Origin of the sequence: Candidatus Poriferisodalis sp. (assembly GCF_965208555.1) — a bacterium.
Lineage (GTDB): Bacteria > Actinomycetota > Acidimicrobiia > Acidimicrobiales > Poriferisodalaceae > Poriferisodalis.
Genome location: NZ_OZ242342.1, coordinates 908,625 through 934,465 on the forward strand (window position 1 = coordinate 908,625; position 25,841 = coordinate 934,465).

At 68.5% G+C, this 25,841-nt stretch carries 29 protein-coding genes; 9 read left to right on the top strand and 20 right to left on the bottom strand.

What is annotated here, in order from left to right; genetic code table 11:
* Window positions 1-43: 43 nt before the first annotated feature.
* Window positions 44-1,489: an amidase gene (locus ACOGXE_RS04175; RefSeq protein WP_419932694.1), complete on the bottom strand. Its 1,446-nt coding sequence runs from the start codon at window positions 1,487-1,489 to the stop codon at window positions 44-46.
* A 50-nt stretch (window positions 1,490-1,539) separates the two neighbouring features.
* Between ACOGXE_RS04175 and ACOGXE_RS04180 the strand changes: the two genes are divergently transcribed.
* The 5 genes from ACOGXE_RS04180 to ACOGXE_RS04200 all read left to right on the top strand — a co-directional run bounded on the left by ACOGXE_RS04180 (window position 1,540) and on the right by ACOGXE_RS04200 (window position 6,815).
* Complete coding sequence (locus tag ACOGXE_RS04180; protein WP_419932695.1) at window positions 1,540-2,913, top strand: M20/M25/M40 family metallo-hydrolase; 1,374 nt, start codon at window positions 1,540-1,542, stop codon at window positions 2,911-2,913.
* A gap of 76 nt (window positions 2,914-2,989) precedes the next feature.
* Window positions 2,990-3,772: a Fe-S cluster assembly ATPase SufC gene (gene sufC / locus ACOGXE_RS04185; protein ID WP_419932696.1), complete on the top strand. Its 783-nt coding sequence runs from the start codon at window positions 2,990-2,992 to the stop codon at window positions 3,770-3,772.
* Entirely contained in the window at window positions 3,769-5,016 is a 1,248-nt protein-coding gene (locus ACOGXE_RS04190; protein WP_419932697.1) for a SufS family cysteine desulfurase, read from the top strand. The genes sufC (ACOGXE_RS04185) and ACOGXE_RS04190 overlap by 4 nt, the downstream gene beginning before the upstream one ends.
* A gap of 30 nt (window positions 5,017-5,046) precedes the next feature.
* On the top strand, window positions 5,047-5,553 hold the full coding sequence (sufU, locus tag ACOGXE_RS04195; protein ID WP_419932698.1) for a Fe-S cluster assembly sulfur transfer protein SufU: 507 nt from the start codon (window positions 5,047-5,049) through the stop codon (window positions 5,551-5,553).
* Window positions 5,554-5,633: 80 nt separating this feature from the next.
* Complete coding sequence (locus ACOGXE_RS04200; protein WP_419932699.1) at window positions 5,634-6,815, top strand: acyl-CoA dehydrogenase family protein; 1,182 nt, start codon at window positions 5,634-5,636, stop codon at window positions 6,813-6,815.
* Window positions 6,816-6,857: 42 nt separating this feature from the next.
* On the opposite strand, the gene ACOGXE_RS04205 is transcribed toward ACOGXE_RS04200, so the two are convergent.
* From ACOGXE_RS04205 to ACOGXE_RS04275, 15 genes are all read right to left on the bottom strand, one after another.
* Window positions 6,858-7,094: a hypothetical protein gene (locus ACOGXE_RS04205; protein ID WP_419932700.1), complete on the bottom strand. Its 237-nt coding sequence runs from the start codon at window positions 7,092-7,094 to the stop codon at window positions 6,858-6,860.
* A 209-nt stretch (window positions 7,095-7,303) separates the two neighbouring features.
* The gene (locus ACOGXE_RS04210; RefSeq protein WP_419932701.1) at window positions 7,304-7,543 is read right to left on the bottom strand and encodes an AbrB/MazE/SpoVT family DNA-binding domain-containing protein; all 240 of its coding nucleotides are present in this window, start codon (window positions 7,541-7,543) and stop codon (window positions 7,304-7,306) included.
* A 73-nt stretch (window positions 7,544-7,616) separates the two neighbouring features.
* A complete protein-coding gene (locus ACOGXE_RS04215; RefSeq protein WP_419932702.1) occupies window positions 7,617-8,009 on the bottom strand; it encodes a PIN domain-containing protein in 393 nt (130 codons plus the stop codon).
* Window positions 8,009-8,296, bottom strand: coding sequence for an AbrB/MazE/SpoVT family DNA-binding domain-containing protein (locus ACOGXE_RS04220; RefSeq protein ID WP_419932704.1), 288 nt, complete (start codon window positions 8,294-8,296; stop codon window positions 8,009-8,011). The genes ACOGXE_RS04215 and ACOGXE_RS04220 overlap by 1 nt, the downstream gene beginning before the upstream one ends.
* Window positions 8,297-8,339: 43 nt before the next feature.
* Window positions 8,340-8,795, bottom strand: coding sequence for an NUDIX domain-containing protein (locus ACOGXE_RS04225; RefSeq protein WP_419932705.1), 456 nt, complete (start codon window positions 8,793-8,795; stop codon window positions 8,340-8,342).
* Between the two features lie 109 nt (window positions 8,796-8,904).
* The gene (locus ACOGXE_RS04230; protein WP_419932706.1) at window positions 8,905-9,201 is read right to left on the bottom strand and encodes a 4a-hydroxytetrahydrobiopterin dehydratase; all 297 of its coding nucleotides are present in this window, start codon (window positions 9,199-9,201) and stop codon (window positions 8,905-8,907) included.
* 102 nt (window positions 9,202-9,303) lie between these two features.
* Window positions 9,304-10,194, bottom strand: a complete 891-nt coding sequence (sufC, locus tag ACOGXE_RS04235; RefSeq protein WP_419932707.1) for a Fe-S cluster assembly ATPase SufC — start codon at window positions 10,192-10,194, stop codon at window positions 9,304-9,306.
* A complete protein-coding gene (locus ACOGXE_RS04240) occupies window positions 10,191-10,523 on the bottom strand; it encodes a non-heme iron oxygenase ferredoxin subunit (RefSeq protein WP_419932708.1) in 333 nt (110 codons plus the stop codon). Before ACOGXE_RS04240 ends, sufC (ACOGXE_RS04235) begins: the two co-directional genes overlap by 4 nt.
* Window positions 10,520-11,770, bottom strand: a complete 1,251-nt coding sequence (sufD, locus tag ACOGXE_RS04245; RefSeq protein ID WP_419932709.1) for a Fe-S cluster assembly protein SufD — start codon at window positions 11,768-11,770, stop codon at window positions 10,520-10,522. The genes ACOGXE_RS04240 and sufD overlap by 4 nt, the downstream gene beginning before the upstream one ends.
* Window positions 11,771-11,836: 66 nt before the next feature.
* Window positions 11,837-12,250, bottom strand: coding sequence for a hypothetical protein (locus ACOGXE_RS04250; protein ID WP_419932710.1), 414 nt, complete (start codon window positions 12,248-12,250; stop codon window positions 11,837-11,839).
* A gap of 14 nt (window positions 12,251-12,264) precedes the next feature.
* Window positions 12,265-13,140 (bottom strand): HpcH/HpaI aldolase/citrate lyase family protein, encoded by an 876-nt coding sequence (locus tag ACOGXE_RS04255; protein ID WP_419932711.1) that lies wholly within the window; start codon window positions 13,138-13,140, stop codon window positions 12,265-12,267.
* Between the two features lie 17 nt (window positions 13,141-13,157).
* Window positions 13,158-14,216 (bottom strand): HpcH/HpaI aldolase/citrate lyase family protein, encoded by a 1,059-nt coding sequence (locus ACOGXE_RS04260; protein WP_419932712.1) that lies wholly within the window; start codon window positions 14,214-14,216, stop codon window positions 13,158-13,160.
* Window positions 14,216-15,628, bottom strand: a complete 1,413-nt coding sequence (gene sufB, locus ACOGXE_RS04265; protein WP_419932713.1) for a Fe-S cluster assembly protein SufB — start codon at window positions 15,626-15,628, stop codon at window positions 14,216-14,218. Before sufB ends, ACOGXE_RS04260 begins: the two co-directional genes overlap by 1 nt.
* Window positions 15,629-15,685: 57 nt before the next feature.
* Entirely contained in the window at window positions 15,686-16,591 is a 906-nt protein-coding gene (locus tag ACOGXE_RS04270; protein ID WP_419932714.1) for an LLM class F420-dependent oxidoreductase, read from the bottom strand.
* A 66-nt stretch (window positions 16,592-16,657) separates the two neighbouring features.
* Window positions 16,658-17,176: a gamma carbonic anhydrase family protein gene (locus ACOGXE_RS04275; protein ID WP_419932715.1), complete on the bottom strand. Its 519-nt coding sequence runs from the start codon at window positions 17,174-17,176 to the stop codon at window positions 16,658-16,660.
* Window positions 17,177-17,250: 74 nt separating this feature from the next.
* Here ACOGXE_RS04275 and ACOGXE_RS04280 point away from each other — a divergent pair, with 74 nt between their 5' ends.
* A complete protein-coding gene (locus ACOGXE_RS04280) occupies window positions 17,251-19,431 on the top strand; it encodes a S9 family peptidase (RefSeq protein ID WP_419932716.1) in 2,181 nt (726 codons plus the stop codon).
* Between the two features lie 52 nt (window positions 19,432-19,483).
* Here ACOGXE_RS04280 and ACOGXE_RS04285 read toward each other — a convergent pair whose 3' ends face one another.
* Together ACOGXE_RS04285 and ACOGXE_RS04290 are read right to left on the bottom strand one after the other, a co-directional pair.
* The gene (locus ACOGXE_RS04285; RefSeq protein WP_419932717.1) at window positions 19,484-19,858 is read right to left on the bottom strand and encodes a MauE/DoxX family redox-associated membrane protein; all 375 of its coding nucleotides are present in this window, start codon (window positions 19,856-19,858) and stop codon (window positions 19,484-19,486) included.
* Between the two features lie 32 nt (window positions 19,859-19,890).
* On the bottom strand, window positions 19,891-20,385 hold the full coding sequence (locus tag ACOGXE_RS04290; RefSeq protein ID WP_419932718.1) for a flavin reductase family protein: 495 nt from the start codon (window positions 20,383-20,385) through the stop codon (window positions 19,891-19,893).
* A gap of 48 nt (window positions 20,386-20,433) precedes the next feature.
* Here ACOGXE_RS04290 and ACOGXE_RS04295 point away from each other — a divergent pair, with 48 nt between their 5' ends.
* Together ACOGXE_RS04295 and ACOGXE_RS04300 are read left to right on the top strand one after the other, a co-directional pair.
* The gene (locus tag ACOGXE_RS04295) at window positions 20,434-21,951 is read left to right on the top strand and encodes a thioredoxin family protein (protein ID WP_419932719.1); all 1,518 of its coding nucleotides are present in this window, start codon (window positions 20,434-20,436) and stop codon (window positions 21,949-21,951) included.
* Window positions 21,952-22,084: 133 nt separating this feature from the next.
* Window positions 22,085-22,603 carry a UGSC family (seleno)protein gene (locus tag ACOGXE_RS04300; protein WP_419932720.1) on the top strand — a complete coding sequence of 173 codons (519 nt, stop codon included), beginning with the start codon at window positions 22,085-22,087 and terminating at the stop codon, window positions 22,601-22,603.
* Here ACOGXE_RS04300 and ACOGXE_RS04305 read toward each other — a convergent pair.
* Both ACOGXE_RS04305 and ACOGXE_RS04310 read right to left on the bottom strand, forming a co-directional pair.
* The gene (locus tag ACOGXE_RS04305; protein ID WP_419932721.1) at window positions 22,600-23,499 is read right to left on the bottom strand and encodes an A/G-specific adenine glycosylase; all 900 of its coding nucleotides are present in this window, start codon (window positions 23,497-23,499) and stop codon (window positions 22,600-22,602) included. The genes ACOGXE_RS04300 and ACOGXE_RS04305 overlap by 4 nt on opposite strands.
* Window positions 23,500-23,503: 4 nt before the next feature.
* Window positions 23,504-24,025 (bottom strand): MaoC family dehydratase, encoded by a 522-nt coding sequence (locus ACOGXE_RS04310; protein ID WP_419932722.1) that lies wholly within the window; start codon window positions 24,023-24,025, stop codon window positions 23,504-23,506.
* 180 nt (window positions 24,026-24,205) lie between these two features.
* Here ACOGXE_RS04310 and ACOGXE_RS04315 point away from each other — a divergent pair, with 180 nt between their 5' ends.
* Complete coding sequence (locus ACOGXE_RS04315) at window positions 24,206-25,819, top strand: acyl-CoA dehydrogenase family protein (protein WP_419932723.1); 1,614 nt, start codon at window positions 24,206-24,208, stop codon at window positions 25,817-25,819.
* The last annotated feature ends 22 nt before the right edge of the window (window positions 25,820-25,841 follow it).

A 25,841-nucleotide genomic window follows, 5' to 3' on the forward strand; every position in this document is an offset into this window, starting at 1 on the left:
ACCCCCGATTTTCGGGCCGGCGCTCGACGTCGGCGGCGGAGCGTCAGCCCGGCAGCGGCGGGAGGCGGTCAATGTGGCGGGTGGCCGACTCCCAGGCGTGGGCCAGCTCCAGCACTGAACGATCGGCGCGGTGGCGCCCGACAAGCTGCAGACCCACCGGCAATCCGTCGCCGGTGAAGCCGGCCGGCACCGAGATGGCCGGGTGGGTGGTGACGGTGATGTCGCTGCACGACCGCATCCAGTCGATGTAGGTGTCGAACTGTGTGCCGTCGATCTCGGTCGGGTACTCGACCTCGACATCGAACGGCGGCACTTGGGTCGTGGGACACGCCAGGAATTCGAAGCCGTCGGCGGCGGGCGACATGAACTCGTCCATGCGGGCGAAGAGCTGGGTATGGCGCCGGCAGGCATCGGCATACTCGCTGATCGACATCGACAGCCCCTGTTCGATGTTCCAAGTGAGTGTGTCCTTGAACTGGCCAGGGTGCTGGGACAGCAAGGGACCGAAGCCGAGGGCGAACAGCCAGGCGCGCCGGGCCTGGAAGACCAATGGGGCATCGGACAGGTCAGGCCAGGCTTCAACCACCTCGCAGCCCAAGTCGGCGAGCACATCGGGCACGTTGGCCGTAGCAGCTCGCACTGCAGGGTCGACGGGCAGACCGCCTGCATCTGGCGACCACGCCACTCGGACGCCACGCAGATCCCGCTGAAGCGAGCCGGCGAAGACCTCCGGCGACTCCTGGTTCGAGACTGGCGAGCGGTCATCCGGTCCGGCCAGCGCTTGCAGGAAGAACGCCACGTCGGCCACGGTGCGGGCCATGGGGCCTTCGACCGCCAGCGGGAACCAGGCGTCCATTGCGGTGGTCGACGGCACCCGACCCGGCGATGGACGGAAACCGACGATGTTGCAGAAGGCCGCCGGGTTGCGCAGCGAGCCGCCCAGATCGGAACCGTCGCATAGCGGCAGCATTCGGGCGGCCAACGCCACCGCTGCGCCCCCACTGGAGCCGCCGCACGTCTTGCCGACGTCGTACGGGTTGCGGGTGATGCCGAACACCGGGTTGAACGTGTGCGAACCGGCGCCGAACTCCGGCGTGTTGGTCTTGCCCACCATCACCGCGCCGGCTTCCCGCTGACGCTGCACCACCAGCGCGTCGATGTCGGGGACGAAGTCGGCGAACAGCGGCGAGCCCATGGTGGTGCGCACACCGGCGGTCAGCGCCAGGTCCTTGTGGGCCACGGGCAGCCCGTGCAGCAGTCCCAGCGACTCGCCTCGTGCGTGCGCCTCGTCGGCAGCGGCGGCGCGCTCGGCCGCCAGTTCCGGCGTGAACGTGACGATGGCATTGAGAGCGGGGTTGACCTGCTCGATGCGGTCAAGGTGCGCCGCCAGCAGCTCCCGCGCCGAGATCTCGCCGCCGGCCAGCATGGCCGCCATCTGTGTGGCAGGCAGCCCGCAGATGCCCACATCATTCCCAGAGCCCGAGTTCATCGGGTCATTCGACCACAGTCGCACCCACGCCGCCGCGTAAGTTGCTCCCCATGAGCCAGTCATTCACTGCCGGGACCAGCGACGAGAACCGTCGCACCGGTCAGACCGTCGAGCTGCTGCAGACCCTGATCCGCAACGAGTGCGTCAACTACGGCACGCCCGAATCAGGCGGCGAGGTCCGCAACTCCGACACACTTCAGGCCTACCTCGAAGGCGCCGGACTGGATCTCGAAGTCTTCGACGCGGCACCTGGCCGGCGGTCGCTGGTGACCCGCATCGAGGGCAGCGACCCGAACGCCCCCACCCTGTGCCTGATGGGCCACACCGACGTGGTGCCGGTGAATCGTGACGGCTGGAGCCGCGATCCGTTCGGCGGGGAGCTGGTCGACGGCGAAGTCTGGGGCCGCGGCGCCGTCGACATGCTCAACCTCACGTCCTCGATGGCGGTGGCAATGCGGCACCTAGCCCTGACCGGCTACCGGCCCAAGGGCGACCTCATCTACTTCGCCTGCGCCGACGAGGAAGCCGGTTCGAACTACGGCGCTCGCTGGATGGCCGAGAACCACTGGGATGTCATCGGCGCCGACTACGTGCTGACCGAGAACGGCGGCCTGCACTCGGGGTCGCCCGACGCCCCGTTCATCGGCATGAACATCGGCGAGAAGGGCGTGGCGTGGCGGCGGCTGCGGGTGCGCGGCGTGCCCGGCCACGGCTCACGCCCGTTCCGTCAGGACAACGCTTTGGTGAAGGCCGCCGCGGTGGTGCACCGGATCTCGCAGTACCGGCCCCCGCCGAAGTTCCACGAGCTGTGGCGCGAGCAGGTCGACACGCTCGGCGTCGATGACGAGACCAAGGCCATCATGCTCGACGAGTCCCTCATCGAGGACTGGCTGGATGCCCATCCGAGCGCGTCGGCCGCAGCGCACCTGTACTCGTGCACCCACACATCGTTCTCGCCGAACGTCCTCGGGGCGCCCACCGCCATGAAGACGAACGTCATCCCCGATCACGTCGACATCGAGGTGGATGTGCGGACGCTGCCCGGCGAGGGCGCTGCTGAGGTGCAGGCGCATCTCGACGAGGCGCTCGGTGATCTGGCCGACCAGGTCGAGGTGGAGATCATCATGAACGACCCGGCATCGCTGAGCCGGGTCGAGACGCCGCTGTGGGACGCACTGGAGGTGGCGGTGGGGCGGCGCTTCCCGACGGCCCGGCTGACGCCGCAGCTCATCATCGGTTTCACCGACTCCCGGGTGTATCGCGACATGGGCGCGGTCGCGTACGGCGCCGGCCTGTTCAGCCCCGAGCTCGACGGCGCCGACTTCGGCGCCCGGTTCCACGGGAACGACGAGCGCATCGACATCGAGTCGCTGGCGCTCACCACCCAGCTGTGGCTCGACGTGGTCGACAGCCTCTGGGACTGAGGGCCGCGCTCACGGGCCGGCCGGCCGGGACTCCGCGCCGGTTGGGGCATTTAGGGCCAGCCATACACTGCGGTTGATGGCAGTGGCCAACACAGCGCCTGATGCACCCCTCTTCGAGATCGACGATTTGGGCGTACGGGCCGTCGAGGGCCCGCAGATCCTGCGCGGCGTGGATCTGGTGGTCAACGCCGGCGAGTGCCACGCCATCATGGGTCCCAACGGCTCGGGCAAGTCGACGCTGGCCACCACGATCCTGGGATCGCCCGAGTACGAGGTCACCGGCGGGGAGATCCGCTACCGGGGCGACGACGTCTCCGAGTGGGATCCCGACGCCCGCTCGAAGGCTGGGCTGTTCCTGGCCTTCCAGTACCCGCAGCACATCCCGGGCGTGTCGGTGCGCAACTTCCTGCGCCAGGCAGTCTCGGCACGGCGCGGCGAGGATGTGTCGGCCATCGAGATCTACGTCGCCATGGGCGAGTGGATGTCGCGGCTGGGCATGGACGAGTCGTTCATGGACCGCTACCTCAACGAGGGCTTCAGCGGCGGCGAGCGCAAGCGCAACGAGATCCTGCAGCTCGCCCTGCTCGAGCCCGACGTGGCAGTGCTGGACGAGACCGATTCGGGCCTCGACATCGACGCGCTGCGGGTGGTGGCCACCGGCCTGCAGCAGGTCCGTGCCGAGCGGCCGCACATGGGCGTCGTGCTCATCACCCACTACGAGCGCCTGCTGGGCGAGATCGAGCCCGACTACGTCCACGTGCTGGTCGACGGGCAGATCGTGGCCTCGGGCGGCCCCGAGCTCGCCGCCGAGCTGGAACGCGACGGCTACGAGCCGTTCGAGCAGAGGGCAGCGGCATGAGCGCCGGCGCCGGCCCCGACATCGACGGAGCCGTGAAGGCGCAGTTCCCGCTGCTCGAGCGCAGCGTCCACGGCCAGCCGATCGTCTATCTCGACTCTGCGGCGTCGTCGCAGAAGCCGGTGGCGGTGCTCGACGCCATGGACGACTACTACCGCACGGTCAACGCCAACGTGCATCGTGGCGCGTACGAGATCGCTGCCGCCGCGACCGAGCAGATGGAGCAGGCTCGGGCCGACGTTGCCCGGTTCATCTCCGCTCCGAGCGCGGACGAGATCGTGTTCACCAAGAACGCCACCGAGGCCATGAACCTGGTGGCCCGCTCGTGGGGCGGCTCGAACCTCGGGCCGGCCGATGCGATCGTGCTCACCGAGATGGAGCACCACGCCAACATCGTGCCGTGGCACATCCTGGCCGCCGAGCGGGGCTTCGAGATCCGCTGGATTCCGATCACCCACGACGGCTGCTTGGACCTCACCGATCTCGACCGCCTGCTCGACGGGGCGAAGCTGCTATCGGTCACCGCCATGAGCAACGTGCTCGGCACGCTCAACCCGATCCCCCGCCTTGCCGCCGCCGCTCACGACGCCGGCGCGCTGCTCAGCGTGGACGCCAGCCAGTACGTGCCGCACCTGCCCACTGACGTGGGCGAACTGGGCGCCGACTTCATGGTGTTCACCGGGCACAAGATGTGCGGTCCGACCGGTGTGGGCGTGCTGTGGGCCCGCATGGAGCTGCTCGACGCCATGCCGCCATTCCTGGGCGGCGGCGAGATGATCCTCGACGTCACCAAGGAAGGCTTCCGGCCCAACACGGTGCCGCACAAGTTCGAGGCGGGCACGCCGCCCATCGCCGAGATCGTGGGCCTCGGTGCAGCGGTCAGATACCTGGAGGGGCTGGGCATGGATGCCGTGCGAGCCCACGAAGTCAGCCTCACGGGCTACGCCTTGCGAACGTTGACCGACCGCCACGGCGACGACATCACCGTGCACGGACCGTCCGAGCCGGCCCAGCGCGGCGGTGTGCTGTCGTTCGTGTATCGCGACGTGCATCCGCACGACATCTCCCAGGTGCTCGACCAGAGCGGCGTGTGCGTGCGTGCCGGTCACCACTGCGCCAAGCCGCTCATGCGATGCCTCGGCGTCACCGCCACGACGCGGGCCTCGCTGTACGTGTACAACGACACTTCCGACATAGATTCGCTGGCCGAAGCGCTCGACGAGGTCGGCGCGCTGTTCGGCCACTAGAGGCAACGGACCGGGACGAAGCGAGATCCGATGGCTGGGCTCGAAGACCTGTACCGGGAGATCATCCTCGACCACTACCGGAACCCGCGCAATCGCGGCGAGCTGGAGTGCCCGCCTGCGCGCCGGAGCGAGGGCTTCAACCCGCTGTGCGGGGACGAGGTGGTGCTGACCTTCGAGATGGACGGCGATGTGGTGACCGACCTTCGTGTCGGCGGCTACGGCTGCTCGATCAGCCAGGCGTCCGCGTCGATGATGTCGGCTGCGGTGATCGGCAAGACAATCGATGAGATCCGCGATCTGACGCGGTCGTTCAAGGCCATGATGTCGATTCACGAGGAATCGATCGGCGGCGACGGCAGCGAAGCGCTCGACGGAGCTGGGGCCGGTGGGTCAGGTGGCTCAGACGACGGGGCGCTGCGTCTGGGTGATCTGGAAGCGTTGCGGGGCGTGGTGAAGTTCCCTGTGCGCATCAAGTGCGCCACTCTCGGCTGGAACGCGCTCGCCACCGGCCTCGACGAGTCAGCCGAAGCAAGTTGAATCCCCGGATGCCTCGGCTCACGCCTGCGCGCATCCGCTAGGTCTGCACCGTGTCGGCGGGGCCTGCTTCTATAGGCACCATGTCTGCCGCTGCCGAACGCCGCATCGAACTCGTCGAGCGGGCGCGGCAGCTTGCGCCGAAGCTGGCCGCTCGCGCTGCGGCGGATCCGTGGGCGAGGCGGGTCGAGCCCGACGTCATCGACGAGTTGCGCTCGGCCGAGCTGATGACGATCGGCCAGCCGAGCGCCAACGGCGGCCAAGAGCTCGACTGGATCACGTACTTGGAAGTGAACGCGGCATTGGCTGAGGGCTGCCCGTCAACCGCGTGGCACTCGTGCGTTGGCAATGCACACGCGTGGCTGGTGGGCCACTGGCCCGACGCTTGCCAGGAGGAGATGTACAGCGGCGGACCTGACATCTATGTGGCAGGCGTGCTGGTCGACCGCGGCGACGCCACCCCGGTGGACGGCGGCTGGAAGCTCAGCGGCTTCTGGCCGTTCGGGTCAGGCATCGATCACGCCGGCTGGGTCATCCTGGGCGGACACTTCCCGTCCCCAGACGGCGACGGCCACATCTCGGGCATGTTCGTGCTGCCGGCCGACGACGTCTCCGCGCTCGACGACTGGCACGCCAACGGTCTGCGGGCCACCGGCAGCAGCAGCATCGTGGCCGACGACGTGTTCGTGCCCGAACACCGTTTCGTCGCCGGCGAGGTGCTGGCTTCAGGCGACACGCCGGGCATGTCCCGCAACACCGGCTGGATACAGCGCAGTTCGCTGATGCCGACGCTGGCCTATGCGCTCGTGCCGCCGGCTCTGGGGGCCGCCCGGGCATCGCTGGCCGCATTCGCCGAGGAAGTCGACGGCAAGATCATCAGCCACGTCGACGTGCTGCAGACCGACTGGCCGCTGACGCACCGCCAATTCGCCGAAGCCCATGCGCTCGTCGACCAGGGTGAGCTGCTGATGCGACGCACTGCGGAGCTGCTCATGGAGACGGCCCTCAACAACGAGTCGCTGGAGCTGCCGCTGCGGGCACGGGTGCGCCTGGACTGCGCGTACGCCGTCCGCCGCTGCCTCGAAGCGACCCAGAGCATCTACCTGGCAACCGGGGGCCGGGGCGTACGCGATTCCAACCGGATCGGCCGCTTGCAGGCCGATCTGCAGGCCATCAACATGCACGCCATCACAGCCCTCGACCCCGCCCTCGAGGCCTACGGACGCATCCTCATGGGCCACCCACCCCGCACCCCCCGCCTCTAGCCCAAAGCGCAATCGGGCGGTCGAGGCACCGGTTAGCGCGGATTATCCGCGTTCAGGCGCCTGCTTGTCGAGCATTCGATAGTCGGCACCGATGCCGGTCATCGCGGCGCCGATACGCGGCCCGTGATCGCCGGACCATACGCAGAGCGGCGCAGCGAGAAATTCTGCCGCCGCCACTGCTTCCGAACCGAGGCTGGAAAGCCCGAACGTCGCGGCCAACTCAGCCATGCGAAAAGCGATCGACCGCATCGGCACAATCTGGACATCCTCATCAAGCATGACGAGGCGATCGCCGAGAGCGCGCTGGGTATCCCGCGACCACGCACCCGTGAGCGCCCCGCCGCTCGATCGGACGACCGAACGACACAATCGCACCAGATAGAGATTGGTCGTCGCCGGCGAGTTGTCGGCGAGCGTCTGGCTGAGCGCCGGACCTGCCTCGTCTGCGAGCAGGTCGCGTAGGAGATGATCGTCGAGAATGACTCGGCTCATGTGGTGGCGAGATCAGGATCGTCGTCAAGAGAGCGGACGAACTCGGCGTGCTGCTCATGAGTCAGCAGATCACCGAGGAGCCGCCGGGCCTGACCTGCAGGCACCGTCAGCACGCAAAAGCCCAGGTCCAAGACGTCGACTTGACCGCCATCGTCCAGCTCCCAGCGGTGACGCACTTCAGCGGGCAGCGACATCTGCCCCGACGACGACACCTTGTACTGCTGCACGGCGTTCATGGTGAAACCTTACTTGGTAGAGAGCATCGTATTACCAAATGCCCCTGGGCTACGAGCTCCAAGGGTGAGCGGGCTATTGCACTTGGCGCAGGTCGCGCCAACGCCAGGGCGCGTTGGGCGCGAGCAGCTCAGGATCGCCAGTCCACAACTCGGCATCGTGCGCGATGGCTGTGGCAGCAGCAAAGGCATCGGCGTAGGACATTCGGTGCTCCGACTTGAGCTTCGCCGCTTCGACGACTCGGAGGGCACTCGGCATCTCGGCAGCCACATTCGCCAAGAGCCGGGGCAACAACTCGTCAGCGAGCGGCGGTCCCCAGCGGCGACGAATCGAGTGGTACACCTCGCCGACGTTGATCCACGACATCACGGCCTCGCCATCCTCGAGCAACTCGGACATCTGACGTCCAAGCGATTCCCGGCCCTGCATGAACTGCATCACCGGCCAGGCGTCCAGCACGACCGTCATCAGTCGGGTCGTCCGGCGATCGCATCGTCGGACAGCGATGCCTCGAACCGCGCGAATCGGGCTTCCTCCAGTTCACGGTCGAATCGCCGTTCCGCCATCAGTTCATCGGTCAGGTCTGGCTCGCTCGGCAGGCAACCGAACAACGAGCGGACGTCATCGCTGCGTCGCACGCTCACCGAATCGCCATCGCACCAGAAACTCACGCGGTCGCCCGGCCGGATGCCCAGTTCGTCGCGCATCTCCTTCGGAATGACCACCTGGCCCTTCGGCCCCACCTTGTGAGTCATACCATTGAGTATAACTTCAGGCCAGAAGCCTTCTCCAACCGAGTTACCAGCGGTGGCCGGGGGGGACGCCGGTCATCCATTCGGAGATGCGGCGTGAGGTGCCCGGCGTGGTGCCGGGGGGCAGTTCGCCGGGGGGAAAGAACGCCACTTCGGCGATCTCGGGGGAGACCGATTCTTCGACGCGCCAGTCGGTGACCACGAATACCACGACGTGATCGCTGCGGTTGCCATGGCGTGACGAGTAGACGCCGAGCACATTCTGGGGCGTCTCGGCGACGACGACGCCGGTCTCCTCGCGCAGCTCCCTCGCCACCGCGTCCACGAGCGCCTCGCGCGTCTTGACCCCGCCGCCCGGCAGGAACCACCCGTCCCGATAGGTGTGCCGCACCAGGCAGACGCGGCCCTTGTGGTCGACCACCAGCCCGCGCACGCCCAGCGTCACCCGGGCAGGCCGCAGGCGCACCCAGAACTCGAAGAGCTGATGCAGCAGCCGGCGCAAACCCGGCTTCGATTCGACCGTTCCCTCAACGACCGGCGCAGGCGCGGGTCGTTCGGTTTGGTCGGGCTTCGGACGCCGCCTCAGGCGTGGCAGTCGCATCGAGCGGCAATCAGCCTGCGTCGCCTGCCAGGCCGTCCATCGCACGCGCCAGCGCGGCGTCCAGCTCGGTCACCCCGCCGCGGTCATGCGTGTTCAGCGCAACCTCGACCGTGCTGTACACGTTGGACCAGTTGGGGTGGTGGTCCATCTTCTCGGCCACCAGGGCCGCGGCGGCCATGAACCCGAACGCCTCCACGAAGTTCCCGAAGCGGAACGTGCGGCGCAATTCGCTGCCCGACACATCCCATGCCCCGAGCTCGGCAGCCAGCGCTTCCAGTTCGTCCTCACTCAACAGTTCTCGTGCCATTCGGATCGCCCTCCCCTTGTTTCCCCTTGACCAGTCAACACGAACTCCTCGGCACATCGAAGGCACGCAACGGTGCCCGCGTCAAGGGAGATTCAGCGGCGCTCAGCCCAACTCGTCGAGCGGATCTGCCCAGGGGTCAGCGAACGGATCATCGGCCGGAGACGGCCCCGCTCCTGTACCGAGCGAGCTGCCGAGCCCGCCGATCGACACTGCCACGCCGGCGTCGGGCTCTTCGGGCAGGTACGGGGCGTAGCCGTCGGCTTCGAGTGCCTCCGCGAGCTCGGGACCGCCGGAGTCCACGATGCGGCCGTCCACGATCACGTGGACCTCGTCGGGCCGGAGGTACTCCAGCACCCGGGTGAAGTGCGTGATGGCCACCACGCCTAGGCCCGCCTCGGTGAGCGCTTCGATGCGGTTGGCGCAGGCCCGCAGCGCGTCGATGTCGAGGCCGCTGTCGATCTCGTCCAGGATGGCGATGCGTGGCTGCAGCACTGCGAGCTGGACCGTCTCGTTGCGCTTCTTCTCGCCGCCCGACATGTCGACATTCAGCGGCCGTGCCACCAGCTCGGCCTTCAGCCCGACAGCGGCCGCCTCGGCTTCGAGAAGGCTGCGGGTGCGCTCGAGCTGGTCATCGCTCGGACCGTCATCGCCAGCCCGCAGCGCAAGTGCCTCGGCCAATGCCTGGGCGGCCGAGACGCCGGGCACCTCGGTCGGGTGCTGCATGGCCAGGAACAGCCCAGCCTGCGCCCGCTCCCAGGGCGCCAGGCTCAGCACGTCGACGCCGTCGAGGGTCACTGAGCCAGCGGTGACCTCGTAACCGGGCCTGCCCATGACGACGTGGGCCAGCGTGCTCTTGCCCGAGCCATTCGGCCCCATCACCGCATGCACACGGCCCGAGGAGACCTCCAGGTCGACGCCCTGCAGGATTTCGGTGTCGCCCGCCGATGCGTGCAGGCCTTCGACGCGCAGCGTGTGCGCGGTGTTGTCGCTCATGGCAGCACCACCGCAACGTCGTCGCCGCTGAGGCGGATCTCATAAACCGGAACGGGCTGGGTGGCGGGGAAGCAATTCGGCTTGCCGGTCCGCAGGTCGAAGCTCGACGAGTGCTGTGGGCACTCGAGCGCGCACTCGTCGGGCCAGACCCAGCCGTCGGCCAGCGAGTAGTTCTGGTGACTGCACCGGTCGCCGATGGCGTAGTAGTCCTCGCCGATGCGTGCGAGTGCAATGCGGTGCCCGTCGACGTCGAAGCGTCGGGCCTCGCCGTCTGGCACGTCGCCACGCTGGCACAGCACGGCGGTGCGGGCCTCGTCGGGGGTGCTCATTGGGTCACCGCGAAGTCGGCATCGGACACCAGCTCGTCGATGCGCCGGCGCACCGATGCCGAGATCTCCTCAGACGGCAGCGCATCGAGCACTTCGTCGAAGAAGCCACGCACCACCAGCGCCTCGGCCACGTCGGTGGGCACGCCCCGGCTCTCGAGATAGAAGCGCTGATCGGCGTCGACGGGGCCGATCGAGGAGGCGTGGCTGCACTGCACATCGCTGTTCTCGATCTCGAGGTTCGGCACCGATTCGGCCCACGCATTGGGGGACAGCTTCAGATTCCGGTTGGTCTGGTTGGCCACGACATGGGGAGCGTCGGCCTCGATACGGATCAGCCCCGTGTAGACCGCCCGGGCGTGATCGTCGACCGCGCCCTTGAACAACAGGTCAGAGGTGGTGTGCGGTGCCACGTGGGTCTGGAAGGTGCGGAAGTCGAGCGTGGAGCTGCCCCGGCCGAAATACACGGCGTCGATCTCGCTGTGGCCGCCGCGCCCGGTCATGTCGATGCCGATGCGGGCCCGTGCGTATGCGCCGCCCATCGCCACCTGGCCGGTCCGCAGGTTGGCGTCTCGGCCCACGTCCGAGCAGAGGTTGGCGATCTGCCATGCGCGCGTGCCCAGTTCCTGCACGGTGAGGTGACCGAGGTGTGCACCGTCTCCGACGCTCAGCTCAGTCAGGGGGCAGACGAGTGCGGGCGTGTCGCCGCCGGTGTGATGCTCGATCACGGTGGCCTGGCTGGTGCGGCCGGCCACCACGACGAGCCGGGGGAACCATGCCAGCCCCTCGACGTCGGTGTGGACGTGCACGACGATCGGCGCAGCCACCACCGCGTTCGGATCGATGCTGACGGCCACCGGCGCTGTGGCCAGAGCCAGATTCCAGTCGCCGAAGACGTCGGGCCCTTCGGGGGCGACCGTGCCGATCAGATCGTCCGCGCCGTCGCCGAGCGTGCCCACGCGGATGCCCTCTGCCCGAACCGAGACGTCGACGACGGCACCGTTGGTGATGCGAACCACTGCCGCAGCGCCGTCGTCGACACCGTCCATCAGGCCCGCCGGCCCCGCAGCGCCGCCAGGCGCCGCGAAGGCATAGAGCGCAGGGTCGAGATCGTCGATCGGGGTGTAGCGCCACACCTCTTCGGTGAACGACGGCATGCCGCTGGCGACCGCTCGTTCCGCCGCAGCGCGCCGCCGCTTGGTCAACGCGTCGGAGCCGTCGAGCGCGTCGACGAGGTCGGGGCTGAACACGCTGCGGAGGCTACCGGCGCGCCCGTGAGGGCCTAGTGGGCCGTGACGGCCCGCATCGAGCCGTGATCAGACCTCGCCGTCTTTGCGGTCGTCGCGGTCGCGACGGCGCTGCGCGCGCCTGGCCTTCTTGGTGGCCTTGCGCTTGCGCGCTTTCGCCCGGATGCCCTTCGGCCGCGCACGCTCGGCCGCGACCTCCTCCAGGATGCGCGGCCCCGCCTCGTTCACGATGTCCTCGGCTGCGTCCAGCAGGGCCGCAATCGAATCGTCTTCGCCGATGCTGGTGGGCTCCTTGGCGAAGTTCTGCACGCCCAGCGATCCGTGCTGCCAGCCCGCATCGAGGCGTCGGGGCGAATAGGAGGGGCAGTCCTCCGGGCAGCGCCACGGGGCCTCGGGTGCGAGATCGAGATTGCACTTGCGCACCGTGTCGCCATTCGGGTAGGTCCGGCTCTCGTAGTGGCGGCAGTTCGTTCGCATCGGCATGGCAGCCGCCTCCCTCAGCGCTGCGCAATCGCGTCGGCGAGCGCTATCGCCCGCCGGGCTTCGTCCACGTGAAGATTCTCGACCATCTTGCCGTCTACGGTCACCACCCCACGGCCATCTGCAGCCGCTGCCTCGAATGCCTCGATGACCTGGCGATGGAAATCCAGCTCGTCCATGCTGGGCGAGAAGGCGTCGTTGCACGGGGCCACCTGGCTGGGGTGGATGAGCGTCTTGCCGTCGAAGCCGAGCGTCGCACCCTGCTCGCACACCGCGGCGAAGCCGTCGGCATTGCCAATGTCGTTGTAGACGCCGTCGAGTGCGGTCACGCCCGCCTCGCGGGCAGCCACCAGGCAGGTCGCCAAGTGCGGCACCAGCGCAGCCCGATCAGGCGTGATCTTCGCCCGCAACTCCTTCGCCATGTCGTTGGTGCCCATGACCAGAGCATCGAGTCGTTCGAAATCGGCGATGGCACGGGCCTTGGCGATGCCGCCCGGGGTCTCGATCATCGCCCAGATGCGGGTGGTGTCCGGCGCGCCGGCAGCCTCCAGCAGCGCCGACACAGCGGCCAGTTCCGCTGCGTTGTCCACTTTCGGAATGACGACCGCGGACGGCCCGGCAGCGCCGGCGGCCGCAATGTCGTCGCGCCCCCATGGCGTGTCCAGCCCGTTGCAGCGGATCGTGAGCTCGCGGTGCCCGTACTCGCCCGAGGCCACCGCAGCGCAGGCACCCTCACGGGCGGCTTCCTTGGCATCGGGCGCTACGGCGTCTTCGAGGTCGAAGATCAACGCGTCCGCATCGATGGTCTTGGCCTTCTCCAGCGCCCGGGCATTCGCCGCCGGCATGTACAGCACCGACCGGCGCGGGCGTGGGTAGGTGGCATCAGCGCTCATAGGGCGTCCAAGCGTCCTCAGGCGGTGTCGAGCCCGTAGGCAGCGGCCAGCTCGGGGTCGGCCGCAGACAGGTCCCGAGCGAGCTGCAGCACCACCCGGCACTGCTTGACAGTGGCGTCGTCCTGCATCTTGCCGTCGATCATCACAGCGCCGGTGCCGTCGCCCATCTCGGTCACCACCCGCTGCGCCCACGCCACTTCGGCAGGCTCGGGGCTGAACACCCGCTTGGCGATGGCGATCTGGCTGGGGTGCAGGCTCCACGCCCCCACACAGCCCAGCAAGTAGGCGTTGCGGAACTGGTCCTCGCAGCCGATGGGGTCGGCGATGTCACCGAACGGCCCGTAGTAGGGCAGGATGCCGGCGGTGCCGCAGGCGTCCACCATGCGGGCCAGCGTGTAGTGCCACAGGTCCTGCTGGAACGATGTGCGTGCGTCGTCGTCGCCGTCTGGCACGGGGTCGGTGCGCACGAGGTAGCCGGGATGCCCGCCACCGACGCGGGTGGTCTTCATGCGGCGGTCAGCGGCCAGGTCGGCAGGCCCCAGCGACAGCCCCTGCATGCGTGGGCTGGCCAGGCAGATCGACTCCACGTTGGCCACGCCGCGGGCGGTCTCGAGGATGGCATGCACCAGCAGCGGCCGTTCCAGCCCCACGCGGGCCTCGAGCTGGGCCAGCAGCCGGTCCACGTAGTGAATGTCCTCGGGGCCTTCCACCTTGGGCACCATGATCACGTCGAGCTTGTCGCCGATCTCGTGGCACAGCGCCCACACGTCGTCGAGGAACCACGGCGAGTCGAGGCTGTTCACCCGGGTCCACAGCTGCGTGTGGCCCGGCTCCCACGCCTTGCCCACCTCGATCAGCCCTGCGCGGGCAGCGTCCTTGCTGTCGGCCGACACGGCGTCTTCCAGGTTGCCGAGCAGCACGTCGACCGTGGGGGCGATGTCGGGCACCTTGGCCCGCATCCGCTCGTTCGACGGGTCGAAGAAGTGGATCATGCGCGAGGGCCGGAAGGGCACCTCGCGCAGCGGTTCAGGCGCCCCGAGAGCGAGCGGGGCGAAGAAGTCCTTTGGGCTGCGCATCAGCCGATCGATCCCTCCATCTGAAGCTCGATCAGCCGGCTCCATTCGACGGCGTACTCCATCGGCAGCGTGCGGGTCACGGGCTCGATGAAGCCGTTCACCACCATGCCCATGGCCTGCTCGGCCGACAGCCCGCGGCTCATGAGATAGAAGAGCTGCTCGTCGGCCACCTTCGACACCGTGGCCTCGTGGCCGATCTCGGCGTCGCGTGAGCCGATCTCCTGGTACGGGTAGGTGTCCGAACGGCTGTCCTGGTCGAGCAGCAGCGCGTCGCACTGGACGTGGCTGCGGCAGCCGCTCATGCCCTCTTCCACCCGTACGAGGCCGCGGTAGGTGGTGCGGCCGCCGTCCTTGGAGATCGACTTCGAGACGATCTTGGAGGTGGTCTCGGGGGCGGCGTGGACCATCTTGGCGCCGGCGTCCTGGTGCTGGCCGTTGCCGGCGTAGGCCACCGACAGCACCTCGCCCGAGGCCTTGGGCCCCATCAGGTACACCGCCGGGTACTTCATGGTGAGGCGGCTGCCGATGTTGCCGTCGATCCACTCCACGTGGGCCTCGTCGTAGGCGGCGGCCCGCTTGGTGACCAGGTTGAACACGTTGTTCGACCAGTTCTGGATGGTGGTGTAGGTGATGCGCCCGCCAGGCAGCGCCACCAGCTCCACCACAGCCGAGTGCAGCGAGTCGGTGGTGTATACCGGCGCCGAGCAGCCCTCGATGTAGTGCACCGTGGCGCCCTCGTCGGCGATGATCAGCGTCCGCTCGAACTGGCCCATGTTCTCGGCGTTGATGCGGAAGTAGGCCTGCAGCGGCATCTCCACCTCGACGCCGGGCGGCACGTAGATGAACGACCCGCCCGACCACACCGCCGAGTTCAGCGCCGAGAACTTGTTGTCGCCCGGCGGGATGATGGTGCCGAAGTAGCGCTGGACGATGTCGGGGTACTCCTTGACGGCCGAGTCCATGTCGCTGAACAGCACGCCCTGAGCCTCGAGGTCTTCCCGGTTGCGGTGGTACACCACCTCGGACTCGTACTGGGCGGTGACGCCGGCGAGGTACTTGCGCTCGGCCTCGGGGATGCCCAGCTTCTCGTAGGTGTCCTTGACCGAGTCGGGCAGCTCTTCCCAGGCGTCGACCTGACCCTCGGTGGGCTTGATGTAGTAGTAGATGTCGTCGAAGTAGATCTCCGACATGTCGCCGCCCCAGTTGGGCATGGGCTTGCGCTGGAAGATCTTGTAGGACCGCAGGCGGAAGTCGAGCATCCACTGGGGCTCGTTCTTGAGCGCGGACATCTCGCGGATGATCTCTTCGTCCAGGCCCTTGCGTGGCTTGAAGACGTAGTCTTCCTCGTCGCTCCACCCCAGCTTGTACTTGCCGAGGTCGATGCCGACGGCGGCTTCAGCGGTGTCGGTCACAACCTCAGCCTAACGCCGCCCCCGCTCGGGTCATAGTGCAGAGCGCGGGCGGGGCGATCAGCTCAGCAGGGCGGGGGCGAGGCGGCGCCAGCCGTCGAATGCTGCCGGGGGGTCGTCTGCCAGGACCTGCACACAGACGTGGTCGGCGCCGGCGTCGAAGTGAGCGTCCACACGGGCCTTGACTTCTTCCTCGGTGCCCCAGACGACGATGGCGTCGACCAGCTTGTCGGACGGGCCTCCGTCGGGGCCGCCGTCGATGTCGGCCTGGTCGAAGCCCAGCCGCAGCAGGTTGTTGGCGTAGTTCGGCAGGCCCAGGTAGATGGCCATGTTCTTGCGGGCCAGAGCCCGGGCTGAGTCGGCGTCGGTGTCCAGGACGGCCATCTGCTCGGGGTACAGCGCCGCGTCGGGACCCATCGTCTCGCGGGCCACCGCCGTGTGCTCGGGCGGCACGAAGTACGGGTGTGCGCCGGCGGTCGCCGTTGCCGACAGCTCCAGCATCTTGGGGCCGAGTGCTGCCAGCACGATCTCGGGCAGCGCTTGGGGGCCGTGGGCCATGAAGCGGGACTTGCCCATGCGCTCGAGGTACTCACGCATGTAGCTGAGCGGCTTGGAGTAGTCGTGCTTGCGGATGTACTCCACCAGGTGGTGGTGGCTGACGCCGAGACCCAGCAGGAACCGGCCCGGGAACGCCTCGTCGATGGTGCGCAGCGTGTTGGCCATCGTCATGGGGTCGCGGGCGTAGATGTTGGCGATGCCCGTGGCGATCTTGATGGTGCTGGTGCCCTCCAGCAGCCGGGCGGCAGCCACGAATGGGTCACGCCCGACCGCCTCGGGGATCCAGAACGCCCCGTAGCCCAGCTCCTCGGCTTCGGCGCCGAACTCCACGCCCTGCGCAGACGGCAGCGCGTCGAGCACCCCCGTCCAGATGCCGATGCGTCCCAAGTCGATGCTTCCCATGCTCATGGGCCGTGACGCTACCGCCGCCGTGCAGGGCGCGTCAGAGTGCGCTCGATGATCTTTCTTGCGAGATCAGTCGAGGCGGCGGAGCTCGCCCATGTAGCGGATGCGGCGGTCCAGGTAGTTCTGAACGCCCGGCAGGATGAGCGGCACCGTGTCGACGCCTTCGCGGATCTTGGCCGGCGTGCCGACTGCGATCGTGCCTGGTGGCACCTTCATGCCGCCCGGCACCACGGCCCCTGCGCCCACGAGCGCCCGCTCGCCGACCTCGGCGTCGTGCAGCACGATGGCCCCGGTGCCCACCAGCGCCTCGTCGTGCACCACGCCGCCCTCGATGTGGGCCAGGTGGCCGATGGTGCAGCGCTCCCCCACGGTGGTCGACCACTCCTCGGTGACGTGCAGCACGGCGTTGTCCTGCACCGATGAGCCGGCGCCCACGAAGATGTCGTTGTCGTCGCCGCGCAGCACCGCACCCGACCAGATCGACGCCTCCGCGCCGATGGTCACCCTCCCGATGATGATCGCCTCGGGCATCACGAAGGCGTCGGGGTGGATGTCGGGCTCGTAATCGCCAAGCGCATAGATGGGCACGCCGCCACGCTACGCGGTTGTCGCCAGCCGCCACACATGGCCCGAGAGGGGCCGGGCGGTACGGTGCGCTCTCCATGACGCAACCTCCGGTGGCATCGCAGCGGGCCCATGTCCGACGCATTCACGGCACCGAGACGGCCGACCCGTGGCACTGGCTGCGCGACCGCGACGACCCGGCGGTGCGGGAGTACCTCGAAGCCGAGAATGCCTACACCGAGGCTGCCACGGCTCACCTCGCCGACCTACGCGAGCAGATATTCAGCGAGATCAAGGCCCGCACCAAGGAGACCCACCAGTCGCTCCCGACGCCCAAGGACGACTGGGAGTACCGGGCTCGCACGGTGGAGGGCCTGCAGTACGTCATCCATGTGCGGCGCCCCCGCGGCGGCACCGACGACGACGAGGTGGTGCTGCTCGACGAGAACGAGCTGGCCGAGGGTCACGAGTACTTCGCTGTCGGCGACCTGGCAGTCAGCCCCGACCATCGCCTGCTCGCCTACACCGTCGACACCGACGGCGACGAGCAGTACGCGCTGACCGTCTTCGACATCGCCAGCGGCGAGGTGCTGGACGGCCCGGACACCCCTGCGCCAGGGTGCGGGCTCGCCAAGCTCAGCTACGGGCTGGTGTGGGCAAACGACAATTCGACGCTGTTCGCGGTGCGCACTGACGAGGCCCAGCGACCCAACCGGGTCATTCGCCATGTCGTGGGAGCCGACCCCGTCGGCGACGTCGAGGCCTACCGGGAGGACGACGAGCGGTTCTGGGTGGGCGTCGGCGGCACGGGCAGCGAACGCTTCGTGGTGATCGGCTCGCAGTCGAAGACCACGTCCGAGCACCGGCTGGTGGACGCCGATCGGCCTGATTCAGAACCATTGCTCGTGCGCGAGCGGCGAGCGAATATCGAGTACGGCATCGATCACCAAGGCGAGCGGCTGCTCATCGTGACGAACGATGGCGCGCTGGATTTCCGGCTAGTGGAGGCACCCGTGCCGAGTGCAGGCGACACGCCGGCCACGGGCGAATCACCTGGCGCGGGCGACGCACCGCCAGAAGACGCTCCTTTCGGGCACGGCAGCACATGGCGCGAGCTGATCGGCGCCCGCGACGGAATCCGTATCGACGGCATCGACTGTTTCCAGGACTTCGTGGTGGTTCACGAGCGCCAGGACGGTCTGGTCCGGCTGCGGGTTCATGACACTCGCAGCGCCCAGCCGAGCGGGCTGGATTCGAATAGTGCAGATTCGGGCGAGCTCGGCCCATCGTTCGAGATCGAGATGCCCGAGCCCGTCTACGAAGCCGGAGGCGGGGCAAACGCCGAGTTCGACACCCGGCGCTACCGCTTCGGCTACACGTCGATGGTGACGCCGCCGTCGATCTTCGAGCTGGACCTCGACAGCGGCGGACGGGAACTGCTCGATCAACTGCCGGTGCTGGGCGATGTCGACCTGACGGCCTACCGGACTGAGCGAATCAGTGCCACGGCCCCGGACGGCACGTCGGTGCCGATCAGCCTGGTGTGGAAGCCAAGCGCGCTCAGCTGGCCTGCACCGTGCCTGCTGTACGGCTACGGGGCCTACGAGATCCCGATGCCGGCGTCGTTCTCGACGGCCCGGCTGTCGCTGCTGGATCGGGGCGTGCTGTTCGCCATCGCGCACATCCGCGGCGGCGGCGAGCTGGGGCGGGCGTGGTACGAGGGCGGCAAGCTCACTAACAAGCACAACACGTTCGACGACTTCGCTGCCTCCGCCACCCACCTTGCCTCAGCAGGCTGGGCAGACCCGGCCCGGATCTGCGCCCGTGGCGGCAGTGCCGGCGGCCTGCTGATGGGCGCGATGGTGAACCGCCACCCGGAGCTGTTCTGCGGCGTCGTGGCCGAGGTTCCCTTCGTGGACGTGCTGAACACCATGCTCGACCCGGCCATCCCCCTGACGGTCACCGAGTACGACGAGTGGGGCGACCCAGCCGACCCCGTGGCGTTCGAGACGATCCGGTCGTACGCGCCCTATGAGAACGTGGAGGCGGCCCGCCACCCGGCACTGCTGGTCACTGCCGGGCTGACCGACCCGCGAGTGCAGTACTGGGAGCCCGCCAAATGGGTTGCCAAGCTGCGAGCGACCACGACATCGACCGAGCCGATCCTGCTGCGCACCGAGATGGGTGCCGGCCACGGCGGCCCCTCCGGCCGCTACAACGCCTGGCGTGACGAAGCCTTCATTTTGGCCTACATCTGCGATGTGCTCGGCGTGGCGTAGCCACGCGAAGAGGACACGGGTGGCATAGCCACACGCAGCAGACACGAGTGGCCTAGAGCAGCGCCACCACAGCGAGCCCAGCCAGCATGGCGTTGCGCATCAGCGAGCCCACGCCCACGGGTCGGGCAGACCAGCGGCCGAAGCAGGCGCAGGCGGGACGCTCAGCGACTGGCCGGCGAAGGACACGGATCAGGGCGACGCTGAATGCCGCCAGCAGCCCCAGCGACAGCCACGCCGGCCACGGCCGGACAGCGCCGGCCGCAAGCGCCGCGCCGAGCACGATCTCGACTGGGGCGATCAACGGCACCGACCACCGCGGTGCACCCATCGCCCTCGCCGCACCCGGCCAGGACGGGTCGCGCAGCTTCAGTGCCCCAGACGCCAGGAACAGCGCTCCCAGCACGATGCGGGCGACGGTGCCGATCACACGATCACCGTGCCCGGCGCATCGGCCCGCCCTCAGGCAAAGGTGCCGTAGCCGCCCTTCCAGAACAGCAGGGGATCCTTGGCATCGAGGATCTCGAGCTCCACCACACGGCCGACCACGATGTCATGGTCTCCCCCGTCGTGGATGGCTTCGATCGTGCAGTCGATGTAGGCGATGGAGCCGTCGATGATCGGGGCGCCGGTGGGCCCGGGCCGCCACTCGACGTCGGCGAACTTGTCGTCGGCCTTGCTGGCCATCACGCCGCACGTAGCCATCTGGTCCTGGGCCATGATGTTCACGCAGAAGCTGCCCGCAGCACGGATGTCACTCCACGTCGACGAGTCCTTGGTGGGCAGGAACGCCACGAGCGGCGGGTCGAGCGACACAGAGGTGAACGAGCCGATGGCCATGCCGACCGGCCGGCCCTCGTTCACGGCAGTGACGGCGGTGACGCCCGTCGGGAAGTGCCCCAGAACGTCCCGGAAGAGCCTGCTGTCGATGGTGGGCTGGTCGCTCGCGTCAGTCACGGCGCCAACCCTAGACACGCCGTCAGGCTCGGGGCGTAGCCTCCGGCCATGACTTCCAGCGTCGACCGAGACACCCCCGACAGCGAGGCAGCGGGCGCGCCACCAGACGGCTTGGTGGCCGTGGTGAAGCGGGACTGCCCTACGTGCGAGCTGGTCGCCCCGGTGCTGGCGGATTTGGAAGCTCGGGGTACGTTGACGGTGTTCACGCAGGACGATCCGAGCTTTCCCGAATCGGTTTCGAGCCGGCGTCACGACAGCGACCTGTCGTTCTCATGGCACCACGACGTCGAGACGGTGCCGACGCTCATGCGCTTTGCCGGCGGCGACGAGGCCGGACGCATCGTGGGCTGGTCCCGACCTGAGTGGGAAGCGTTCAGCGGACTGGATGCCCTAGGCGACAGCCTGCCCGAGCACCGGCCCGGGTGCGGATCGCTGTCGGTCGACCCGTCGATGGTCGACGTGCTCGCCGCACGATTCGGCGGCGGCTTGGCTGCACGGAGAGTGGAGTTCGGCTCGCTGGAAGACCCCCAGGAAGCCATGCACGACCGGGGCTGGTCGGACGGTCTGCCGCTCGTGGCACCGACCGCAGAGCGGGTCTCGGCGATGCTGGCGGGAACGTCACGCCGTCCCGACGAGGTGGTTGCCGACGTCGCACCCGATCTGGCCGACTGCACGGTGGAGAAGGCCGCCGTCAACGCCGTCATGGCCGGCTGCCGGCCCGAGTACTTCCCGGTGGTGCTCGCAGCACTCACCGCCGTCTGCAACGACACGTTCAACATGCACGGCATGCTGGCCACGACCATGCCGGTGGGGCCGGTCTTCATCGTGAACGGCCCGTTCGCCCGCGAGATCGGCATGAACAGCGGCATCAACGTGTTCGGGCAAGGCAACCGGGCCAACAGCACGATCGGCCGGGCCGTGCAGCTCATTGTGCGCAATGTGGGCGGCGGTCGGCCCGGCGAGGTGGATCGGGCTGCACTGGGCCAGCCCGGCAAGGTGGGCTTTTGCTTCGCCGAGATCGAAGATGACGCCGGTGGCGGCGACGACGGCACCGAAGGCGCCAGCGGGAGCGGCTGGGGCCCGCTGTGCACCGACTTCGGCTTCGAACCGGGCACCAACGCGGTCACCGCGTTTCCTGGCGAGGCACCCCGCTCGGTGGTCGACCAGCTCTCTCGCGATCCCGAGTCGCTGGCTCGCACGATGGCGGCCGCGCTGAATGCCATCCATCACCCCAAGCTGGTGCTGGGCTTCGATGCGATCCTGGCCGTGGCACCGGATCACTCCCGCGTGTTCATCGACAGCGGCTGGACGCGCCAGCACACGGCTGAGCGCATCAACGAGCTGACGACCCGTCCTGGCGCCGAGCTGGTGCGCGGCGCCGGCGGCATCGCCGAAGGCGTTCCCGAGTTCTTGGCTGAAACAGATCTGCCCAAGTTCCGCGACGGCGGCCTGCATCTGGTGCACTGCGGCGGCGGTGCGGGGCTGTTCTCGGCGGTCATCGGAGGCTGGGTGAACGGCGATGTCGGTGCGCAGCCTGTCTGCGTCGAGATCGATCCCTGGCGCTAGCGCGGGGGCTCATCGCTGGGGCATCCCGGCCTTGCTTCCCGCTCTTGCTCGCTGCGCTCACGGGCCGCTCGGGCCCGGAGGCGGCTACAGTCGATCCCGACGTGCCCACCGGATCCAACACAGGGGGGACCACATGAGCACCGTCGTACTGGACCCGACGAACGAGGCGGCGCCCGCCCATCGTGAACGGGTGACCCGGCCCGAATCGCTGGACGGCCTCACCGTCGGACTGCTGGACATCAGCAAGCCCCGCGGCGACCGCTTCCTGAACCGGCTGGAGGAACGGCTGACTGAGCGGGGCCTGCGCGTCGAGCGCTACTCCAAGCCCACGTTCACCAAGCCGGCCCCGGTCGACCTGCGCCACGAGATCGCCACCAAGTGCGACGTGGTGATCGAAGCGCTAGCCGATTGAGGCAGCTGCACGTCGTGCAGTGTGCACGACATCGCTGATCTGGAACGCCGCGGCATCCCGTCGGTGTTCGTCGCCACCGTCCAGTTCGTCGACGGGGCCGAGGTGCAGGGCAAGGCGCTGGGCTTCGACCCAGCGGCCGTGTGGGTGGAGCACCCCATCCAGGACCGCACCGACGACGAGATGGTCGCCATCGCCGACAAGGCCTTCGACGAGCTGATCGAACAGCTCGTTAGTACTTAGCCCAGCCGGAGGCGATCGCCGGCTGCGCTGACCAAACCCTCAGCAATCAACTCGTCGACGAGTCGCTGAACGCGGCCTGCGTCGCCTTCGAGCCCCATCGCCGCAGCGGCCCGTTCCGTGGGAAGCGGGCCATCTGACAGTGCTGCGAGCAGGCGGCCCCTGGCCTGGCGGTCGCTGCCTTCGAACGGCGCCTGCCGCGCACTGACCCCGGCGCTGCGGTCGGCTGGATCTGGTCGATCTGAAGGCTCCGAGCCCAAGACCTCGCCCGCCCACGCACACCACGGTTGCGCCGGGCAGCGAATGCAGCTCGGATCGCGCTTGGTGCAAACCTGGGCACCAAGGTCCATCATCGCCTGGTTCCATGCCCAGCTCTCCCCCGCGGGCACCAATTCGTCCGCAATCCGCTGGGCTTCTGCAGGAGCCAGCCGACGACCTGTCCAGCGGGCCAGGATGCGGCCCACGTTGGTATCTACCACGCCGGTGTCGATACCGAAGGCGAAGGCCTGAACTGCCCGAGCGGTGTACGGCCCCACGCCAGGCAGCGCCAGCAGGTGTTCGAGATCGGCGGGCACCCGGCCGTCGTGGTGCTCGGTGATGATCGCCGCCGTCCGCCAGAGGTTGCGAGCGCGTCGGGGATAGCCCAGCCCTTGCCAAGTGGCGAGCACATCGGCAAGCTCCGCCGCCGCGCACTGCTCCGGCGTCGGCCAGCGCTCGGCGAACGCCTTGAAGTACGACAGCACCCGGTCCACCTGGGTCTGCTGCAGCATGACCTCCGAGACGAGCACGAGCCACGGGTCTCGCGTGCGCCGCCACGGCAGATCCCGCCGCTCGGACGCCCACCAACCGATCAGTTCGGCGTGGCGTGAGCCACGCGCATCCGACTCCGCATGGCGCAAGCGATCAGCCCTCGCCGACGGCCGCCTCGTCGCTGTAGGGGAAGCGGCGCTCGGGGGCAGCTTCCCGCTTCCAGATCATGACCTTGCGGCGGAAGTAGCACACTTCTTCCGAGCGCTGGTTGAACGCCCGTGTCTCCACGGTCACCACGCCCCGGTCGGGCCGCGAGCCGGACTCGCGCTTGTCGAGCACCTTCGTGACGGCGTAGATGGTGTCGCCGTGGAAGGTCGGACGCGAGTGGGTCAGCGTCTCGACCTCGAGGTTGGCGATGGCCGCGCCGCTGACGTCGGGCACGCTCATGCCCAGCACCAGCGAGTAAACGAGGTTGCCCACCACCACGTTCTTGCCGTGCACGGTCTCGTGCTGGGCGAACCACTCGTTGGTGTGCAGCGGGTGGTGGTTCATCGTGATCATGCAGAACAGGTGGTCGTCGGCTTCGGTAATGGTCTTGCCCGGCCAGTGCCGGTACACGTCGCCGATCTCGAAGTCCTCGAAGTAGCGCCCGAACGGGCGGTCATGCGTGGTCACGGGAGCCTCCGTGAGGTGGAGCGAGTGGGTGGGTCGAGTCATCGTACGGTGCATGTGCCATAGCTGTGGAGGCGGCAGGCAACTCGGCGACGTTGCGACCTGCCGGATCGCTGGTCGCAGAGGGTCCTGCCGCCTCCACAGCGGGCGCACCTTCCCGAACGGGCTTTAGCCTGTGCGGCTGTGACGACCACGGGGACCACTGCTGAAGCAACTGCGGCGCCTGCCGAACCCGATCTGACGGCGGCGGCCGATGCCCTGGCAGCGGGCACCGACGCCGTCGACCGTGCGTGCGCTCACGCAGTGGGCATGGGCGACGATCACCAGTGCTTCCTGTACGACCTGGCGCACACGGCGTCTGCGCTGCGCATCTGCGACTCGCTGCTCGATTGGGGAGCGCTGGGCGACGCCGAGGCTCGCTTGGCCTGCGGCTTCATCGCGGATGCTCTCGGCGAGTTCCACGCCCGGCTGTTCGCCCGCGAGGCACAGTGGGGCCTCGAGCCCGGCGCCCTCGACGCCGCCCGGGACTTCGTGGCCGCCTACCGCGACCCTGCCTACGTCGCCACCCTGGCCGGCCTCGATGCGCCCAGCCATCTGGACGAAGACTTCGAGCTCGTGGCCGAGACATTCCGCCGCTTCGGCGAGGACAAGATTGCCCCCGCTGCCGAGCACATCCACCGCGGCGACACCGACATCCCCGAGGACATCATCGGCGGCCTCGCGGAGCTGGGCTGCTTCGGCCTGTCGGTGCCCGAGGAGTACGGCGGCTTCGCCTCGGGCTCCGAGAGCGACTACCTGGGCATGGTCATCGCGACCGAGGAACTGTCACGGGCATCGCTGGGCGCAGGCGGCTCGCTCATCACCCGACCTGAGATCCTGACCCGGGCGCTGGAGCGAGGCGGCACCGAGGAGCAGAAGAAGCACTGGTTCCCCCAGATCGCCACCGGCGAGACGATGGTGGCCGTCGCCGTGACCGAACCCGACTACGGCAGCGACGTGGCCAACCTGGTCGTGTCGGCATCCCCCACCGAGGGCGGCTGGCTGATCTCGGGCACCAAGACCTGGTGCACGTTCGCCGGCCGGGCCGACGTGCTGATGCTGCTGGCCCGCACCGATCCCGACCGGCGCAAGGCGCACCGGGGACTCAGCCTGTTCATCGTGCCGAAGCCCCAGGCGGAAGGCCACTCGTTCCAGTTCACCGACGAGCAAGGCGGCACCATCGAGGGTCGGGCCATCGCCACGCTGGGCTACCGCGGCATGCACAGCTTCGAGATCGCCTTCGACGACTGGTTCGTGCCGGCAGAGAACCTCATCGGCGGCGACGACGGCATCGGGCAGGGCTTCTACCTGCAGATGGCCGGCTTCGAGAACGGCCGGCTGCAGACCGCGGCCCGTGCGGTGGGCGTGATGCAAGCGGCCTACGACGAGGCCCGGGCCTATGCAGACGAGCGCAAGGTGTTCGGCCAGCCCATCGCCGAGTACCAGCTGACCCAGGCGAAGCTGGGCCGGATGGCAGCGATCATCGCCGCTGCCCGCCAATACAGCTACGAGGTGGCCCGCATGATGGCGCGGGGCGAAGGCGCGCTCGAGGCGTCGATGATCAAGGCATATGTCTGCAAGGCCGCCGAGTGGGTGACTCGCGAGGCACAGCAGCTGCACGGCGGCTTCGGCTTCGCCGAGGAGTACACAGTGAGCCGGCTGTTCGTGGACGCCCGGGTGCTGTCGATCTTCGAGGGAGCGGACGAGACGCTGTGCCTGAAAGTGATCGCGCGCCGGCTGCAAACCCAGAGCGCCTGAACGCCGCTGCACAGCCACCGGC